This window comes from Flavivirga amylovorans, assembly GCF_030540875.1.
Classification (GTDB): Bacteria; Bacteroidota; Bacteroidia; order Flavobacteriales; family Flavobacteriaceae; genus Flavivirga; species Flavivirga amylovorans.
Genome location: NZ_JAUOEM010000001.1, coordinates 175,845 through 195,028 on the forward strand (window position 1 = coordinate 175,845; position 19,184 = coordinate 195,028).

General features: G+C 31.7%; 19 protein-coding genes. 13 read left to right on the forward strand and 6 right to left on the reverse strand.

What is annotated here, in order from left to right:
- Positions 1 to 23 precede the first annotated feature (23 nt).
- The 7 genes from Q4Q39_RS00570 to Q4Q39_RS00600 all read left to right on the forward strand — a co-directional run bounded on the left by Q4Q39_RS00570 (position 24) and on the right by Q4Q39_RS00600 (position 5,729).
- Positions 24 to 953, forward strand: coding sequence for a mevalonate kinase family protein (locus tag Q4Q39_RS00570; protein ID WP_303280430.1), 930 nt, complete (start codon positions 24 to 26; stop codon positions 951 to 953).
- A 52-nt stretch (positions 954 to 1,005) separates the two neighbouring features.
- Entirely contained in the window at positions 1,006 to 1,908 is a 903-nt protein-coding gene (locus Q4Q39_RS00575) for a geranylgeranylglycerol-phosphate geranylgeranyltransferase (RefSeq protein WP_303280431.1), read from the forward strand.
- Positions 1,908 to 2,861: a carbon-nitrogen hydrolase family protein gene (locus tag Q4Q39_RS00580; protein WP_303280432.1), complete on the forward strand. Its 954-nt coding sequence runs from the start codon at positions 1,908 to 1,910 to the stop codon at positions 2,859 to 2,861. Before Q4Q39_RS00575 ends, Q4Q39_RS00580 begins: the two co-directional genes overlap by 1 nt.
- A gap of 66 nt (positions 2,862 to 2,927) precedes the next feature.
- Positions 2,928 to 3,773: a pseudouridine synthase gene (locus Q4Q39_RS00585; RefSeq protein ID WP_303280433.1), complete on the forward strand. Its 846-nt coding sequence runs from the start codon at positions 2,928 to 2,930 to the stop codon at positions 3,771 to 3,773.
- 531 nt (positions 3,774 to 4,304) lie between these two features.
- Positions 4,305 to 4,676 carry a hypothetical protein gene (locus tag Q4Q39_RS00590; protein WP_303280434.1) on the forward strand — a complete coding sequence of 124 codons (372 nt, stop codon included), beginning with the start codon at positions 4,305 to 4,307 and terminating at the stop codon, positions 4,674 to 4,676.
- A 518-nt stretch (positions 4,677 to 5,194) separates the two neighbouring features.
- Entirely contained in the window at positions 5,195 to 5,473 is a 279-nt protein-coding gene (locus Q4Q39_RS00595; RefSeq protein ID WP_303280435.1) for a hypothetical protein, read from the forward strand.
- Between the two features lie 25 nt (positions 5,474 to 5,498).
- On the forward strand, positions 5,499 to 5,729 hold the full coding sequence (locus tag Q4Q39_RS00600) for a hypothetical protein (protein WP_303280436.1): 231 nt from the start codon (positions 5,499 to 5,501) through the stop codon (positions 5,727 to 5,729).
- Here Q4Q39_RS00600 and Q4Q39_RS00605 read toward each other — a convergent pair.
- Positions 5,702 to 7,171, reverse strand: a complete 1,470-nt coding sequence (locus Q4Q39_RS00605; protein WP_303280437.1) for an MptA/MptB family glycosyltransferase — start codon at positions 7,169 to 7,171, stop codon at positions 5,702 to 5,704. The two genes, Q4Q39_RS00600 and Q4Q39_RS00605, sit on opposite strands and share 28 nt — an antisense overlap.
- A 111-nt stretch (positions 7,172 to 7,282) precedes the next feature.
- Between Q4Q39_RS00605 and Q4Q39_RS00610 the strand changes: the two genes are divergently transcribed.
- Entirely contained in the window at positions 7,283 to 8,275 is a 993-nt protein-coding gene (locus Q4Q39_RS00610; RefSeq protein WP_303280438.1) for a hypothetical protein, read from the forward strand.
- Positions 8,276 to 8,552: 277 nt separating this feature from the next.
- On the opposite strand, the gene Q4Q39_RS00615 is transcribed toward Q4Q39_RS00610, so the two are convergent.
- From Q4Q39_RS00615 to Q4Q39_RS00635, 5 genes are read right to left on the reverse strand one after another with little or no spacing between them, the layout of a single operon-like run.
- A complete protein-coding gene (locus Q4Q39_RS00615; RefSeq protein ID WP_303280439.1) occupies positions 8,553 to 10,043 on the reverse strand; it encodes a cellulose synthase family protein in 1,491 nt (496 codons plus the stop codon).
- Positions 10,040 to 10,732, reverse strand: coding sequence for a glycosyltransferase family 2 protein (locus tag Q4Q39_RS00620; protein WP_303280440.1), 693 nt, complete (start codon positions 10,730 to 10,732; stop codon positions 10,040 to 10,042). The genes Q4Q39_RS00615 and Q4Q39_RS00620 overlap by 4 nt, the downstream gene beginning before the upstream one ends.
- On the reverse strand, positions 10,729 to 11,211 hold the full coding sequence (locus Q4Q39_RS00625) for a toxin-antitoxin system YwqK family antitoxin (RefSeq protein WP_303280441.1): 483 nt from the start codon (positions 11,209 to 11,211) through the stop codon (positions 10,729 to 10,731). Before Q4Q39_RS00625 ends, Q4Q39_RS00620 begins: the two co-directional genes overlap by 4 nt.
- A 1-nt stretch (position 11,212) precedes the next feature.
- Positions 11,213 to 12,802 carry a 4Fe-4S binding protein gene (locus Q4Q39_RS00630; RefSeq protein ID WP_303280442.1) on the reverse strand — a complete coding sequence of 530 codons (1,590 nt, stop codon included), beginning with the start codon at positions 12,800 to 12,802 and terminating at the stop codon, positions 11,213 to 11,215.
- A 9-nt stretch (positions 12,803 to 12,811) separates the two neighbouring features.
- The gene (locus Q4Q39_RS00635; RefSeq protein WP_303280443.1) at positions 12,812 to 14,110 is read right to left on the reverse strand and encodes an NAD(P)/FAD-dependent oxidoreductase; all 1,299 of its coding nucleotides are present in this window, start codon (positions 14,108 to 14,110) and stop codon (positions 12,812 to 12,814) included.
- 289 nt (positions 14,111 to 14,399) lie between these two features.
- Here Q4Q39_RS00635 and Q4Q39_RS00640 point away from each other — a divergent pair, with 289 nt between their 5' ends.
- The 5 genes from Q4Q39_RS00640 to Q4Q39_RS00660 are packed head-to-tail and all read left to right on the forward strand — an operon-like array spanning position 14,400 to position 19,080.
- Positions 14,400 to 15,113 (forward strand): DUF547 domain-containing protein, encoded by a 714-nt coding sequence (locus Q4Q39_RS00640; protein ID WP_303280444.1) that lies wholly within the window; start codon positions 14,400 to 14,402, stop codon positions 15,111 to 15,113.
- A gap of 30 nt (positions 15,114 to 15,143) precedes the next feature.
- Positions 15,144 to 16,046: a hypothetical protein gene (locus Q4Q39_RS00645; protein ID WP_303280445.1), complete on the forward strand. Its 903-nt coding sequence runs from the start codon at positions 15,144 to 15,146 to the stop codon at positions 16,044 to 16,046.
- A gap of 39 nt (positions 16,047 to 16,085) precedes the next feature.
- Positions 16,086 to 17,090 (forward strand): glycoside hydrolase family 113, encoded by a 1,005-nt coding sequence (locus Q4Q39_RS00650; RefSeq protein WP_303280446.1) that lies wholly within the window; start codon positions 16,086 to 16,088, stop codon positions 17,088 to 17,090.
- Entirely contained in the window at positions 17,087 to 17,812 is a 726-nt protein-coding gene (locus Q4Q39_RS00655) for a hypothetical protein (RefSeq protein WP_303280447.1), read from the forward strand. The genes Q4Q39_RS00650 and Q4Q39_RS00655 overlap by 4 nt, the downstream gene beginning before the upstream one ends.
- Entirely contained in the window at positions 17,809 to 19,080 is a 1,272-nt protein-coding gene (locus tag Q4Q39_RS00660) for a POTRA domain-containing protein (RefSeq protein WP_303280448.1), read from the forward strand. Before Q4Q39_RS00655 ends, Q4Q39_RS00660 begins: the two co-directional genes overlap by 4 nt.
- Positions 19,081 to 19,184 lie beyond the last annotated feature (104 nt).

Here is a 19,184-nt window from a genome sequence, read left to right on the forward strand (position 1 = left end):
ACAAGCCAAATCAAAAGTAATTTATGAAAGGACCTTTATTTTACTCAAAAATACTACTCTTCGGAGAGTATGGAATCATTAAAGATTCTAAAGGGTTATCAATACCTTATAATTTTTACAATGGAGCTTTAAAGACGGACGAAAATCCTTCAGATATAGCTATTGAGTCAAACGAAAGTTTAAAACGTTTTGTTGACTATTTAGAAGGTATTGATTCTAAATTAGTAACATTTGATATAGCATTACTAAAACAGCATGTTAATGCTGGTATGTATTTTGATTCTTCTATCCCACAAGGATATGGAGTTGGAAGTAGTGGCGCATTAGTTGCTGCTATTTACGATAAATATGCTCAGGATAAAATTACGGTTTTAGAGAATTTAACTCGTGAAAAATTGTTAAGATTAAAAGCCATTTTTTCGGCAATGGAGTCTTTTTTCCATGGTAAATCTTCTGGCTTAGATCCATTGAACAGTTATTTAAGTATTCCGATTCTTATCAATTCTAAAGATAATATTGAAGCAACGGGCATACCTTCTCAAAAAAATGAGGGTAAAAATGCAGTGTTTCTACTAGATAGTGGTATTATTGGAGAAACAGCACCTATGGTGAGTATTTTTATGGAAAATATGAAGCAAGAAGGGTTCCGTAGTATGCTTAAAGATCAATTTATAAAACATACCGATGCATGTATCGACGATTTTTTAAATGGAAATATAAAGTCGTTGTTTAAAAATACAAAGAGCTTATCGAAAGTAGTTTTAAATCACTTTAAACCTATGATTCCACAGCAATTTCATGAACTTTGGAAGAAAGGTATTGAAACAAACGAATATTATCTAAAACTTTGTGGTTCTGGTGGCGGAGGCTATATCCTTGGATTTACAGAAAATATCGATAGAGCAAAACAAGCACTTAGTGACTATAAATTAGAAGTCGTTTATAACTTCTAAACTTCACGTTTATCGTTCTGAATGTATTTCAGAATTTCTATAATAAGTTTTTATGTTAAACAGAAAGCAAAAACATATCCTACTTAAGTTTTTTAGCTTGTTTTCTGTTGTTAGAGGCTATAATATTTTAATTATTGTTATTGCTCAATATTTAACCTCTATCTATATTTTAGCGCATAATAAACCGTTAAAACAGGTCGTTTTTGATCTTAATTTATTTATGATTGTTTTAGCTTCTGCGGTTACCATTGCAGGAGGTTATATTATAAATAATTTTTATGACTCTGAGAAAGATTTAATAAACAGACCTATTAAATCGAGATTAGATAGATTAGTAAGTCAAAATACAAAACTCTCTTTTTATTTTGTTTTAAATTTTTTAGCAGTCATTATGGCAAGTTATGTTTCTTTTAAAGCAGTTATATTCTTTTCTATATACATTTTTGGTATTTGGTTTTATTCCCATAAGCTAAAAAAACAACCGTTTATTGGAAATCTAACATCAGCTATTTTAACAATAACACCATTTTTCGCCATTTTTATGTACTATAAAAATTTCGAAGCCGTCATTTTTGTACATGCCATGTTTTTGTTTCTAATTATTTCTATGCGAGAACTCACTAAAGATTTGGAAAACATAAAAGGCGATTTGGTTCAGGATTACAAAACGATTCCAATTATATATGGAGAAAAAGCGTCAAAGTTGATGTTGACTATATTATCGGCTTTAACCCTGATTCCAACATATTTGTTACTATTTAAGTATGAAGTAGGGCATATGTATTTATATTTTTATTTAAGCACATTATTATTACTTGGGTTTTTAATATCAATATGGAGGTCAAAAACAAAGACACACTATCTTATTCTGCACAATACGCTAAAGTTTATTATTGTATTAGGTGTTTTTAGTATTTTGTTGATTGATATTACAATCGTTTTACATAGAATTTAATGGAAGAAAACATACTTAAAGTAGCACTTGCTCAGATTTCACCAGTTTGGCTGAACAAAATGGAGACCTTAAAAAAAGTAGAAAAATCTATTATAGATGCCTCCAAAGAAGGCGTGGAATTAATTGTTTTTGGAGAAGGCTTGGTGCCAGGCTATCCTTTTTGGTTAGCACTAACAGGAGGTGCTGAATGGGATAAAACCGTAAATAAAGAATTGCATGCACATTACGTATCTAATGCTATTTGTATAGAAAAAGGGGATTTAGAATCTATTTGCGAGTTGTCTAAAAAGCATAAAATTGCTATTTATTTAGGGATTATAGAGCGTCCGTTAGATAGAGGAGGGCACAGTGTATATGCTTCTTTAGTTTATATTAACCGAGAAGGGAATATTCAATCGGTTCATAGAAAATTACAACCAACTTATGATGAACGTTTAACATGGTCTCCAGGAGATGGGAATGGATTACAAGTACACTCTTTAAAACAGTTTACGGTTGGTGGATTAAATTGTTGGGAAAATTGGATGCCACTACCAAGAGCTGCCTTATATGGTTTAGGCGAAGATTTACATATTGCTGTATGGCCAGGAGGAGACCATAATACGAAGGATATTACACGATTTATAGCTCGAGAATCGCGTTCGTTTGTAATATCTGTATCTAGTTTAATGACTAAAGAGGACTTTCCAAAAGACACCCCACATTTAGAAGAGATATTAGATAAAGCTCCGGGTATTTTAGCAAATGGAGGTAGTTGTATCGCAGGACCAGATGGTGAATGGATTGTTGAACCAGTTTTACATGAAGAAGGTTTAATTGTAAAAACAATCGATTTTAATCGTGTGTTGGAAGAACGTCAAAATTTTGACCCTGTTGGGCATTATTCAAGACCAGATGTTACTAAGCTAAGTGTTAATAGAACACGTCAATCTACAGTTGAATTTAAGGATTAAAACAAATTGGCATTCTTAAATCGTCAATCATAAATTTAACTATATCTTTGCAAAAAAATTAGGGTGATGAGTAAACAACAAGGCGGACAAAGAAAAGGAAAGACTTCAAATAGAGATTCTAAAAAAGATTTTAAAAAAAGTTTTGCGAAGGGAAATGCGTCTTTTAAAAAGAATGACGGACAACAAAATAAAAAACCATCTAATCCAGACGAGATTAGATTAAATAAATATGTTGCTAATTCTGGAATATGTTCTCGTAGAGAGGCCGATGTTCATATTGCTACTGGTTTAGTTTCTGTAAACGGAAAAGTTGTTACAGAAATGGGGTATAAAGTTAAGATTGGGGATGAGGTTCGTTATGATGGAGCCCGTATTAATCCAGAAAAGAAAGCTTATGTGTTGCTAAATAAACCAAAAGGGTTTGCAACTACAACTAGCGAAGGTAAAGGGAGAACTGTTATGGACTTAGTTGCTAATGCAACAACTTCCAGAATAAAACCTATAGGGCGTTTAGGTAGAAATTCTAAAGGCTTATTACTATTTACCAATGATGATATTATTGTAGACAAGTTTACAAACTCTAAAAACGGTGTGCCTCGTTTATTTCATATAGAACTAACTAAAAACTTAAAGCTAGAAGATTTAAAAAAAATCCAGACAGGTTTTAAAGTGGAAGGAAGATTAATATCAGTTGAAGAGATTAGTTATATTGATGGTGCTTCAAAAAAAGAAATAGGCCTTAAAATTAAAAACACAGGAAACACTATTATTCGTACCATATTCGATTATTTAAAGTATGAAATTGAAAGCTTGGATTGTGTTGCCATTGGTCACCTTACTAAAAAGGACATTCCTCGTGGTTCATGGAAGCATCTTACTGAGCAGGAATTGAATACTTTGAGGATGCTGTAGTCATTTTATTCTAGAATAATTTTCTGTTGAATTAGTTTGTGGGTTATCTTAATACATACTGAACTCATTTAGACTTTTTAGAGTTGCATAGCAGAGTTACGGAAGGAAAAAAAGACAAAAACAGAGCTGAAAACAGCCATTTTTTTGCAAATTGAAAAAGTCTAAATGAGTTCACTATAATAACAACTAGTTTGCTTTCCTAAGCTAGAAAACATATAATCATTTACTTCACCATTATCTTTTTATTAGTTGTTTTTCTAATTGTTTTAAATGACAAACAGAAGCATAATACAAGCTTATCTTGATGGTTAAAACACTAATAAAGAAGCGTTTTGAAAAACATTTTGAACAGTCTTTTGTTAATCTTTAGTTAAAAACCATTTTTTGAAATCTAAAAAAAATGTTGCTGCGTAATTTATAATATAATAACGGTCAATAGTTTTAGACGTAAAGCTATTAATGTGTTATGAACTTAACCGAACAGGTTAATTCCTGTAAATTGTTTTATTTTAATTTTTAAATTTTATCAAAATGAGAACAAAGTTTTTATTTATGTTATGTAGTTTTATTATGCTGTTTTTTACATTATCAAGTTTTAAAACAGAAGCGCCTTTAAATGAAGTACAATTCATTATTCAAGATTCTAAGGAAGTAGATGCCGTTTATGGTGGTTATGACGGTAATGCATATAGTTTTACAGCTCAAAGTAATGGTGAAACGTATAAGTTATTATTTCAGAGTGTTGAAGATGCTGTTTTAAGTGATTTCGATTTGAGTTCTGATGCTTTAGTTGGTGTGGTTTTTAAGGTGACTTATACTACTGAAATTGCAGTCACTAAAGATGCAGAGGGTAATGACGTAGAAACAGAAGTTAATACGATTACCAAATTGGAAAAGCTGTAAACAGCAACAATAAGTATATACTTTTGGCTACCTTTTGGGTAGCCTTTTTTATTGGTCTAAAATGCAGTTAGAACTTGATGTTTTTTAGCCCTTTTTGCTTTCAGTTTCTAAGAACTTTTGGTACGAATTCAAACTAATCACAAAAAGAAACGAATAGTTCAATCCAAAGAATAACTTTCAAAATGGATTCAATTTTTATGCAAAAAATAATTTTAAAAAAACATTAAACTAAATTTTTTATATTTCATTTGTATAAGCACTTAGTTGAGCATTATGAAATATGTTTATGTATTCGGGTTTTTGAAGATTGGCAAGTCAAACTTAAAAGCAGCTTATAAAAAAGGTAACCGAACTTTAAAATTGACTTCCTTTATTTCAAAATATCTATCTCATATAGATACAGATTTGCATCACCTTAAAGTGCGTTTATTTAGAATTTGTATTGATTAAATTTAGAAATTAATTTGTATATTAACATAACCAAAAAAGTGTATTAAAACTTAACCGATTATAAAAAAATGAAACGAATTATTGTAGATTATCAGAAACTTAATAAGGATATTTTAAATCTTTTAGTTGAGAAATTTCCTGATGGATATGATGATGACCACATCATTTCATTTAGAAATGCTCATAACGATCTCATTGAAGCAGTTGAGGTGAAAACAGAGGATACCATTTACCTAGTAAAAGTTGGGACATATTTAGCGAAAGCTATGGCCGATTTTGGAGATGAAGAAGATACTCCTACGGCAAATCCACCAGTACCAGATGCAAATTTTGAAGAAGAAAAATAAAAGGTATCTAGTAAATTATTTGTAAATGGAAACAGCAATTTTTCAGCAATACGAAGACGGTTATTATACGTTTTTGTTTGACGATGGAGTACAATTAGATTTTGAGGAAATTCATCCTAAAGCACTTTATCACTACGATTTAAAAAAAGACAATTCCTATATCGGAAAATCTTTTAAATTGAAGTTTATTGAAGATTTTGATGATACAGATCAAGCTATATATAGAATTCAGCGTTTAGAACTAATTAGCGAATGATTCTTTTTTGTAAGGATTTCCCAAATAAAGACGCCGTAAACGATCACATATTCCAAAGCAATAACCCATAGGTTTTCAGATTTATCTGCTTTATTAAGGTTTATATAAGCCAAGTAACTTAGTATGATAACAAAACTCCAAACCAAAGGGAATTTGTATTTGGTAAATACAGATAGTATTAAAAGTGTTGCTACGTACCAAGGGTGTAGAGTCGTCGTGGTAAAGTAATAAAAAGATAATGCCAATAACATAGCAGTAATAAGTTCAATGAATGTTTTATTTTTTCTAAAAAAGGTTAGAATTAAAACAAACAGTACTACAATAATGGGTGTTACCTTACCAATAATAGCAATTTCATTATAGCCTCTAAATAAGTATCCAATTTCTCTGGCTATGTAATAAATACTAGCATTAAACTCAAAGTTTTGGAACCACAAGCCAACAGTTTGAGCATAGTTATTTATGAATTTTGATGAATAAAAAGGGGCAAATAGCAATATGGTAGTTATTAAAACTATGGTGTAAAATCCAATTAATCTTGTTATTCCTGCGAAGTCAGGAATCCATCTTAATAGATTGTCGCGTTGCTTACTCCCTGCTATGACATCTTGTTTGCGTTCATCGCTGTGCTTTGTCGAAATGACATGGCGTTTCGTAAACCACTGCAAAAACAAAGGCAAAAATATTAATGGAATTAATTTAACGGAAATTGATAGTGCTAAAACAACCGCGGCCCATTGCCATTTGCCAGAATATAATAAATAGAAACTCCAAATGAGGAAAAATATCATAACTCCTTCAAAGTGTAAGTTTCCTGTTAGTTCGATAATAATAAATGGATTTAAAATATACCAAAAGATAGTATAAACTGGTATCTGTAGTTTTTTAAGTAGTTTTTTTCCAAAATAAAGTGTACCAAAATCGGCAGCAATAATTAGTAAACGCATCACGATAGCAGAACCTAAAATACTTTTTCCTGCAAATAAACCGGCAATCACGAAACAAAGTTGATTGATTGGAGGATAATTAGTAAAATGGCTTGCATTTAACTGTCCCATACCAGTATATAATTCCTGAGCTTGTGCTACTGGGGATTCTCCTTTATTCATAAATGATTCAACAGTGTATAAATAAGGATTAATGCCTTCTAAAATAATACGGCCATCCCATATAAAGCGATAAAAATCTTGTGATAAATTAGGTATGGCTAATATAAAAATGGCTCGAAATGCAAAAGAAATCCATGCTAAAGCCGATATATTGTGTTTTAGAATTAGTATCAGTTTATAAAATAAAAACAACAAAGCGATATAAAGTGTTATAAGCTTAGTGTAATCTGTTCTAGTTAAATTATATGCAAAGGATAGGTAAAACAATAAACACGCCACTACAAGTAGCAATGGTGTTCTGTTTAGTTTAAAAAAAGCGGAGCTAAAAAGCATGTTCAAATATAGTATTATTTGTTGGTCGGCATTGAGATAGATTTGCTTACTTTAGATATAATAAAATATTTGAAATGATAAAACGTTAACAAATAAAATAGTAACCTACTTATGAAAACTTCAATTTTTAATTTGGTCGTGTTCGGTCTTGCTATAAATTTTATAACCGCATGTTCATCTGATGATTCTGATAATGGAAATGACAACCCTAATCCAACAGGAGAAATTGATAATGTTGAAAATATTCAGATTTTTCCAGCGACCCATCCTTTAAACATGGATATATCAAATAGCCCTGTTGATGCAAATTCAGATTTAATAATCAATAATATTGGTGCTAGTAAAGGGCTTTTTCCAGATTTTGGTAGTGGTGAGTGGGAAGGTTCTCCTATTGGAATTCCTTATGTTAGTGTGGATGGAAGTCAATTAAAAGTACCTATAACATTTAGAGCTAATAACTATGATGGGGATTATGGAGGTGAGAGTGACCAAGGACCATTCCCTATACCTTTAAATGCACCTATAGAAGGTAATGGAGCAGGAGATAGCCATGTGATTTCTATTGATGTAGAAAATAGCATGCTGTACGAATTGTATAATGCTTCTCAGGTAGGTGATGGATTTGAGGCCTCTTCAGCAGCGGTATTTAATTTAAACAAAATTGAATTTAGACCAGATGGTTGGACTTCGGCTGATGCGGCTGGCTTGCCTATATTTCCATTATTAGTAAGATACCCAGAGATAGAAAAAGGTATTATAGATCATCCTATTCGCTTCACGATAGTAAGAAATAAGATACACGAAGGTTATGTACATCCTGCAAGGCACTTGGTTTCTGGAAATACAAGTGATGAATTATTGCCTTTTGGTGGTAGGCTACGATTAAAGGAGGATTATGATATTAGTGGTTTTTCCGAAACAAATCAAATCATTCTTACGGCTATGAAAACATACGGATTGATGCTTGCCGATGTAGGATCGGATATGTTTATAACCGGAGCACCTCATGAGAAATGGGATAATGATGACCTTAAAAAGTTGAAGGAAGTATCCTTAGATAATTTTGAGGTTATTGAATTGGGTGATATTACTTTAAAAAAATAATTATAGTTTATTAAAACATGTAATGTGTTGTTTTTTCAAGTGCCTTGGTCTTAAAATTGTTAAGTGTAATTATAAAATGCAATTAAAACGAAAACAGAACAAACATTCAAAAATCATTTAGCTTATCTTGAGCAGGGTGAAATTAGTGAATGCTTAAATTTATTCACAAAAAATGGCGTTCTTGAAATTCCATATGTGAATAGATTCTTCACTCCGTTCTGAATGACAAAATATATTATTTTAGACTTTTAGTTACAATAATTAGAGAAAAGTCTTTTTAAACCTTAGAAGTTAAAGACTTAATAAATACATAGCCAAAGCCTAGAAACAACATAAGGTGAAAAGGAAAGAGTCCAAAATCGCCACCTTGATCACCTACAACAAAGGCACTATACATCCCAAAACCAAAATAAGCCATTAGTAGACCTTCAAAAATAACGTGTACAGATACTGTCTTTTTAATGTATTTGTTATTTTTCCAGCTATCTTTTAATGTATTGATGTTGAATTTTGGTGTTCGTACAAATTCACTCTTTTTGCCTAAATGACCTTCTAACACAGCAATAGAGTTGTGTAATGAAAAGCCCATAGCTATTGAGAAAAACACAAAGAACATGCCTATATACCCTATAAAGTTTTTTATACCGCCACCATAAATGTTTTTATACATAATCCAGTAACAAACAAAAAATATAACAGTACTCATTACAAAGAAACTCATCACATAAAAATAAGGCTTTAAATGAGCATATTCGTTTTTTATGTATAGCATAGGAATACTTAATACGGCTACTATTAAGATGTTTAAAAACATAGTGCTATTAAGTAAGTGCAATAAGCCATGCACTTTAGTTTTAGCCGATATGTTTTGGTTTTTTAAAACCTTCCACATCATTTTTCTAAAGTTTTCTGCGCCACCTTTATTCCATCTAAATTGTTGCGAGCGTGCTGCACTTATTACGACAGGAAGTTCGGCAGGTGTTTCTACATCTTCAAGATATTTGAATTTCCAGTTTTTTAATTGCGCACGATAGCTTAAATCTAGATCCTCGGTGAGGGTATCTCCTTCCCAGTTACCGGCATCTATAATACACTCTTTACGCCAGACACCAGCAGTCCCATTAAAATTAATGAAATGTCCTTTACTGTTTCTGCCAACTTGTTCTAATGTAAAATGAGCATCTAAAGCAAAGGCTTGAATTTTTGTTAGAATGGAATAGTTACGGTTAATATGCCCCCAACGTGTTTGCACGACTCCAATATTTTCATCTTTAAAATATAGAATGGTACGTTTTAACCAATCTTTTTTAGGAAGAAAATCAGAATCAAAAATGGCAATAAACTCACCTTTGGCAACTACTAAACCTTCTTTAAGGGCTCCCGCTTTAAAACCACTACGATCCGTTCTGGTGATGTGTCTAATATCTAATCCAGTTGCTTTTAATTTATCTATTTGCTGACGTGTAGTATTGATAGTTTCATCGGTAGAATCATCTAAAACCTGTATCTCTAACTTATTTTTAGGATAATCCATTTTTGCAATGTTATCCAATAAGCGTTCCATAACATACATTTCATTATAAACAGGTAGTTGTATGGTTACATAAGGAATTTCATCCGGGTTTGTAAGATCAAATTTTGAGCAGTCATCACACTTTTTTTGAGCGCTTATGTAATTAAAAAGCAAATTCAATTGCGCTAATGCATATAAGAATATAAGCAAAAGTGCCATGGTATATATTATAATGATAATAGTATGAGAAGTCATTTTTTAATACTGTATTTAAAAATCCAACCTAAAATTTTTATGCCTGCAAATATAGCACCTTTTACCGTACCAGAAACTTTTGAAACACCTATTCTATTTCTATAATTAACAGGTATTTCTGTATATGTAAATTTTTGTTTTAAGACTTTTAATTGCATTTCTACCGTCCAACCATAGGTTTTGTCTTCCATGTTAAGCGCTAATAGTTTCTCATACTTTATGGCTCTAAAAGGACCTAAATCTGTGAATTTTGCACGAAAAAATAACGTCATTAAATTAGTTGCTAGCCAATTACCGAAAATTTGAGGGGACGTCATAGAACCCTGTTCTCTAAGTCGCTTTACACGAGCACCTATTACAAAATCTATATCGTCATTTATAATAGGATCGATAATTTTGGTTAACTCCTCAGGGTAATCGCTATAATCACCATCTAAAAACACAATAATATCTGGGTTTTTTTCTTGATTTGCGATATAATCCATCCCCTTTAAACAAGCATATCCGTAACCTTTATTAGGTTCTTTTAAAACTGTTGCGCCTGCTTTTTTTGCATTAACTTCGGTGTCATCAGTAGAGTTGTTACTCACTACGATAACTTCATCAACAGCAGTTGGAATATCATTAATTACATTGGCAATTGATTCTGCTTCGTTATAAGCAGGTATGATAACTTTTATATGATTCATTGAAGATCAGATAGATTGTTTTCTTTTCTGAAAGACTTGTAATCCGTCCATTCATTAATTTTTTTACCAGCTTTATATTTTCTTGCAGAAACCAATTTTTCGTTTTTATACATCAAACAATAACCGTTTTTTTGATTATCTTTTAATTGGCATTTATGATTGATTTTTTCCATATCATCATAAAACAGCCACCAATTATTTTTTTTACCATTAATGTAATGGCCCTCCATTTTTTTATTACCATTAACGGTGTAAAAGTACCAATATTTTATAGGTTTATCCTGTTGAAAATGACCTTCTTTTTCAATATGGCCGTTTGCATGATAAAACGTCCAATATTTAATTTTCTTATTATTTTGTATCCACCCTTCAGATTTTAAATTACCGTTGTCGTAATATGTTTTCTTATACGACTTTTGAGCATTAATATTTATACTAATGAATAAAACTAAACTGAATACTACTACCGAATACTTCAAACTATTTCTTATTAACTAAGTCCATTAAATCAACATCGTTTCCTAGTAATATTTCCGTTGGGTTGATACGCCCTTCCATAGTATCGTTTTCTAGCTTTAAAACACCTCTTGGACATACTGCGCTACAAATACCGCAACCAACGCAGCTTGAACGTACTATGTTTTCTCCCTTTTGAGCATAAGCACGAACATCGATTCCCATTTCACAACTGTTAGAGCAGTTACCACAAGAAATACATTGTCCGCCGTTGGTTGTAATTCTAAATTTAGAGAATAAGCGTTGTTGAAATCCTAAAATAGCAGCCATTGGGCATCCAAAACGACACCAGGATCTATTTCCTAAAATAGGATAAAACCCCGTGCCAATAACACCAGAGAAAATTGACCCTATGTAAACGCCATAAGCAGAACGTAAGGCACTTCCTTTTATAAAGAAGACGTTGTCTGTGGTGCCAGTAAAGTGCATAATTACCAATAATGCAATAACTACAAAGTAACCGATAGCTCCATATTTAGCATCTCTACCAAACTCTTTACGTTTAAAATACATAACGCCAGCGAAAACTAAAGTTAAAAATCCAATAACTAAACCTATAAATAGGCCTTTAGTCAGCCAAAAAGCATTATGATCATAACCTAAATAAGTATATACCATGGCAACCGTCATGACTACAGAAAAGACAAGAACTGTATGAATTAACCAACGCTCTAATTTCCAGGCGGACATTTTTTTAGAAGATAATTGCCTAAAAGAATCACCAGCAGTTTCGGCTAATCCACCACAACCACAAACCCAAGAACAATACCAGCGTTTTCCATATTTATAAGTTAAAATAGGCGTGATAACAAAAATAGAAATGATACCAAATAATATGAGCCCTAAACCAATATTTCCATTAGACAGAAATCCTTTAACGGACCATTCATCAAAAATATAATAATTAAGAGGCCATACACTTTTTAGATCATAATAAGGTAGGTCAGAATTCATAACATACATAAATTCTGGAATCAGAAAAGCAAAACCTAATTGAAAAAACATAACAGATACTGTTCGTAATTGTTCATATCTGTTGTGTCTGTATTTAAGCATGAATTTATATCCAAAAGCCAAAATAGCGATTGTGTATAGTGTACCATAAACAAACCACTGACTGGCGTTTCTTCCACTTAATAAATTACTTAAAGGATCAAAAAGTGAAATGAGACCAGTATTAGAAGCACCATCTTTACCCAATCCTAAATACTGCGGGTAAAAATATAATACAATGTAAAATGCTGTTAAAATAACGCCAAGAATCCAACCCCAAACACCTCGGGAGGATATCGATTTAAACCAAATACCGTCATTTTTAATACCTTCTAATTTCGTTAAATAGGCATCTCTTGAATATATTAAGATACCTACAGATATGAAGCCTAATGATAAGGTTAAGAATAATCCCTTGTTGGGAAAGTTGGTATTAAATAAAGCGAGTACTAATATAAATAACCCTAAAATACCAATCGCTAAAGCTACTTTTTGTTTGTTTGAAATGTCTACAGCATCTGGTTTCGCTAAAGACATACTATGATTTATTTTATTGCTCATGATATATTTTTATACAGTTTGTAATTCGTTTTTAAATGCAGAATGAATATCAACTTCATAAGTTTTGTAAAACTCTGGGTCGAAATTAGCTTCTGCTAAATGTGCTATAACATAATCAACATCTCTTTTTTCTGTAAGCCATGTATCAAATATGCCGTGTCTCATTCTAATGCCAAAGGTATTTATACCTAAAAATTCATTAGTATTTTTATTATAGCATACCGTAATGCATTTGGTGTCGTCTGCATGTTTCCAGTGAAAATGTGCTTCGTTTTCTCTAGGTTTCGCAAATACCCATCCGTAAGTTTGATATTCGATATCTAAAAATTTGGCCGAGTTAAACCAATGTCCAGGATTGTATTGAATGCGATTGCCACAAATGGTTTGCGCCACTGTTTCACCCATCATACGACCTGTGTACCACACAGCTTCAATGGGGCGACGACCATTAATACCTTCATGCTGTTCGGCACAATCACCAATAGCATATACATCTTGAATGCTGGTTTCTAGAAAACGATTGACTTTAACACCGCGACCAATTTCGATGTCCGAATCTTTTATAAAATCAATATTAGGAGACACCCCGGCAGTAAGACCAACAACATCACAAGTAATTTCTTCACCAGTTTCTTGTATGATGATGGATTTTACTTTGCCATTTTCATCAGAAATGATCTCCTTTAAATTATTACCTAATCTTAAATCTATATGATGGTTCTTTATATGTCTATTAATCATGGTTGATTCCCCTTCAGGTAAAACACCATTCCAGAAACTGTTTTCTCTAACTAAAAAGGTAACAGGAATATTACGACTGTTTAACATCTCGGCAAGCTCGATACCTATTAAACCGCCTCCAACAATAACAGCTCGTTTGCATACTTTATTATTGGGTGCATAACGCTCTAAGTTATCTAAATCCTGTTTATGATACATTCCCATAACACCATCTAAATCTTGACCAGGCCACCCAAATTTATTAGGTTTACTTCCTGTGGCAATAATAAGTTTGTCATATTGTAAAGAACCTCCATCAGCAAATTGTAATGTTTTGCTCTTCGTTTCTATATTTTTAACATATCCTTTTTTAAGATGAATTCTATTCTTTTCCCAGAACCAATCTTCGTAAGGTTGTGTGTGTTCAAATTTCATATGCCCCATATATACATACATAAGAGCAGTACGTGAAAAGAAATAATCTGTTTCTGCAGATACAATGGTAATTTGTTTGTCTGATAATTTACGAATATGTCTAGCAGCAGTGACGCCCGAAATTCCGTTTCCTATAATAACAATGTGTTCCATCTGTTAGTCGTTATTTGTTATGTATTGTAAAATGCAATTCTCCAAAAACACATTGGGTTGTATGTGTTGATTTGGTAAGAGCATTTTATAAAATCTAAATGTGCTTGGGTTTATGTCGAAACTAAAGATAAGAACTTAATGTGAGTGAGTATATTTAGAATTAGTATAAATTACTTTTGGTTGTAAGTTTTGAAATGAAATTTAGACGTGAAAAATTTTATGTTTTTTTTGAAAGTTTGTTAAAATCATTCAGACTGAAGCAACGTTGAAAATTAATAAACATATAAAAATGAAGAATATAAGTATCATAGTATTAATGTTTTTTGGAAGCCTGTCGCTTTCGGCACAAGGTTTAAATGTCTTCTTTGAAAAAGCAGATAGCTTCTTTAAAGCTAACGTAGCAAATGGCAAAGTAGCTTATTCAAAAATTAACGCTAATAAAGAAGCTCTTAACGAAGTTTTAAAATTAGCAGAAACAGTTTCAGTATCAAAAAGCGATGCTGAAAATTACCAGGCATTTTGGATTAATGCTTATAATTTATCAGTGATAAAAGGTATTATAAACAATTATCCAACAAAATCACCTTTAGACCATGCTGGTTTTTTTGATAAAACAACTTACAGTTTAGGAGGTAAGAAAATCACTTTAAATGATATTGAACATAAGCTATTAAGAGCACAATTTAATGATGCCCGTTTCCATTTTGTATTAGTATGTGGTGCTTTAGGATGTCCTCCTCTAATTAACAAAGCATACTTGCCAAGTACATTAAATGCACAGATGGATGTACAAACTAAAAAAGCATTGAATGGTAGTTTTTTAAAGGTAAATACTAAGAAAAAACGAGTTCAAGCATCACAAATAATGGAGTGGTATAAAAAAGATTTTACTATGAATGGTAAAACGGAAATAGACTTTATTAATACCTACAGAACAGAAAAAATACCCAATAACTTTAAATTAAGTTACTTTCCATACAATTGGACTGTAAATAAACAATAAAATCAAATATCAAACAAAAAATAGAATAAGATGAAAAGAATCATATTAACATTGCTAGTAATAACAGCCATATCATTTTCTGGTATTTCACAGGAAGATCAAGAAAGCCAAGGAAGTGTTATTCAAACATATACACCATCAAAACTTTTAAAGAAAGGACAATGGGATATCAAGTGGTTTAATAATTTATATACAGAAACTAAAAGTAAATTTAATGGTGTGAAAAGTGATAAAGCGCGAGAAACATATTTTACATCAACAGTAGACATTTTTACAGGAGTTTCAAGTAAAAATAACTTTAATGTAGGGGTGTTACTTGAGTTTCGTTCTAATGCTGTAGCAGGGAGAGATGCTTTGGATGTCTTTTCTTTTGATGGAGAACGAGGTACGGCACGTTCAGGATTTACATCTATCGCTCCAGCGATAAAATTTAACCCTATTAAAAGTGTATCAAACTTTACGATTCAAACGGCCTTTCATATTCCTTTAGTTGATAATGAATCTGAAGATTTTTTACCAGTAAATAATGGTAACGGCGTATTTTTAGATCAAAATGGATTTATATTTCAAAACAGATTTTTCTACGATTATAGTTTTGCAGGAGGCGATTGGCAATTATTTTCTGAGTTGAATACGGAGTATAATTTTGGAAAGAAAGAAGATAGTTTTGCAAATGATAGTTTTCGTTTAACTCCAGGTGTGTTTTTAAGCTATTTTCCAAGTTCTAAATTTACCATTTTAGCTTTAGTACAACATTCCCAATTGATTGATGCAGGTAATGATTTTGAACAAGATTTTACTGCTTTAGGAGGTGGTGTAAAGTACCAGTTAACAGATGTTTTAAATATTGAAACACTATATACGAACTTTGTTCGCGGGAATGATACAGGATTAGGTCAAACATTTAACATAGGCCTGAGAGCATTGTTTTAATGATTATAGTAATTTAGGAGTTTATAAAATGTATGCTAAATGAAAATTAATAAACTCCTATTTGCATTTTCGGTTTTACTTCTCCAGTCTTGTACTTCTCAAACTAAAAAAATTAACGGTGTTAGCTTTGTCGCTTCCAGAGAGGTAATTGATCAGAGTCATATTAAACCTGTGGTTAATGTAAATGCTAATTATGCTGCGGTGATGCCCTTTGGGTTTATTAAGAATTTAAACCACTCAGAAATAATATTTAATACAAATAAACAGTGGTTTGGAGAAACCAAAAAAGGAGCAAAACAGTATATCGAAGCACTTTATAAGTCGAATATAAAAGTGATGCTAAAGCCTCAGATTTGGGTGTGGCAGGGTGAGTTTACTGGGTTTATAGAAATGAAAAATGAGACAGATTGGGGCGTATTGGAAAGATCATATTCAAAGTTTATTCTAGAATATGCTCAATTAGCTCAAGATATGAAAGTTGATATATTTTGTATTGGAACCGAACTTGAAAAATTTATTGATAATAGACCCAGATATTGGAAAAGCTTAATAGTTGAAGTAAAGAAATTATATAAGGGCAAACTAACATATGCAGCTAATTGGGATGAATTTAAACGGACACCTTTTTGGAACGATTTAGATTATATAGGAGTTGATGCTTATTTTCCAGTGAGCTCTAGCAAAACACCAACACTTAACGAGTGTTTAGAAGGATGGAAAAAGCATACACAAACGATATCGGAAATTTCTAGTAAGAATAATAAACCAATTTTATTTACTGAATTTGGTTATAGAAGTGTAGATTATTCAGGAAAAGAACCTTGGAAAAGTGACAGAAGTATGAATCAAGTGAATCTTGAAGCGCAAATAAATACAACGCAAGCACTTTTTGAAACATTTTGGAAAGAAGATTGGTTTTCTGGAGGGTTTGTTTGGAAGTGGTTTCATAATCATAGTAAATCTGGAGGAGAAAATAATTCACAATTTACACCTCAAAATAAACCTGTTGAAGATTTAATAAGAAGACAGTATCACTTAAAATGAAAAATATAAAACACATCATTATATGTTTTTTGGTTTCAGTTTCTTGCTCAAATGATGATGAGGTAATTTTAACTTTATCAGAATATATACAAGGAAGGACAACTGAAATGGGAGCTGTTATAGCTTGCGCTGCCAGTGATGAAGCTAATGGTGATGTTTTAACCTTTTATTATCCAGAATCTGGCGCAACCGATATCAGATTTTACCAAACGGATGATGCCAATGTTGATAACAGTAATTTTTCAAATTATTTCAGAGTATTATTAAATAATGATCCTTTTTTTAATGGGTATTTAGGTAAGTTTACACAAGCTGCTATTACCGAAAAATGGATTGTTATTACGTTTGAATTGGACGGAGAAATTAAAATGTCTAACCCTATTAGAACTAAGCAAATTTCAAAGCCAACTGTTTGGAGTAACGATGTAGATATTAATCAAGATGTGTCAGGGATGCCTAGCTTTACTTGGGTTGATAACCCTGTTGGAGATAATACTATTTATTTTCAAGTAATTTCTGATGATCAAAATAACCTGCTATCAGGCACTTATACTTATCAAAACTATTTTCAATATTACGATACTAGCAATGTCGTTTTAAACATTACTACAGAAACACCCCAGTCTTTAGTCTTAAATAATACTTATAACTTCACCTTAATGGATGTAAGTGAAGACAATTGGGTGAATTTTGTTATTAATAAAACTTTTACCTCCCAGTGAAAAGAATTATAACTATTATTTTACTGTTGCTTTTTGCATTTTCTTATGCACAAGAACAAAGTATTTATAAAATTGATATAGAAGGGAATAAAAGAACCAGAACAGCATTCTTAAAAAGGTTAGCTTTTGTAAAAGAAGGTAGTATTTTAGATTCTACTAAAATAACTTCAGATATAAGACGCTTAAAGTTACTGCCTTCGGTAGCAAACGCAGAATATAAATTAGAGTCTATAGGCAATGGAAAACAGCATTTAACTTATATTATAGAAGAGAATTTTGCCATTATTCCTGGGCTAAATATAGCTACAGATAATAACGGAGAATTTGCTTATAGAGTCTCGCTATTTGATTTTAATTTTTTAGGTAGAAATCAGATAATAGGCGGTTTTTACAGCAGAGATGTATTTAATTCTTATGGGGCTTTTTGGGAAGCACCAAACCTATTTACCCGTAAATTAGGAATAGGAATAAATTACCAAAACTTGGTGTCTCAAGAGCCTGTTTTTTTTAATAATGGTAGTGATGTAAATTATAAATTTGATTATAAAGCATTTGAAATTAAACTTCAGTATGAACCAAATTTTCATAACCGGTTAGAGTTCGGTTTAAATATTGATTCAGAAGACTATAGTTTTTTAGAAGGTAATTTGCCTATTGGCACCCCTTCACAATTAAATGCTAACAAAATATCTGTCATTGGTGAATATGAATACAATAATATCAATATATTCTATCAGTATCAAGATGGTTTTAGAAGTATTCTAACATATAGGTTTGTTACTGGTAACAAAGGAGAAAATGATCTTTTAAGAAATTTCTTTATAGGTAGAAATGATTTTGAATATTTTAAAAGAATAGGAGACAGAGGTCATTGGGCGAATAGGTTGCGGTTGGCTTACGCATCTAATGATGATACCCCTTTTGCACCTTTTGCTGTAGATAATCAGTTAAATATTAGAGGCGCAGGTAACACTATTGATAGAGGGACCGCAGCCATAGTTCTCAATACTGAATATAGACAGACCTTATATGAGAAAGGCTGGTTTGTATTACAAGGTAATGCCTTTGTTGATGCAGGGTCTTGGAGAACTCCAGGAGGTGATTTAGGAGAGTTGTTTGATGGTAGTACGATTAAATTTTATCCAGGTCTAGGAATTAGGTTTATACATAAAAGGATTTTTAATGCTGTTTTTAGGTTGGACTATGGCTATGGAATAGGTGATGACGCCACCAATGGTATTGTTTTTGGAATTGGACAATACTTTTAATCGAAAAGAACGTTTCTTGACTTTTCTTTGAAGAAAAAGTGATGCATTTCGTTTCTAAATGAAGTCTTTTTAAGGATGATACATCCTACTATATAATAAAAAGA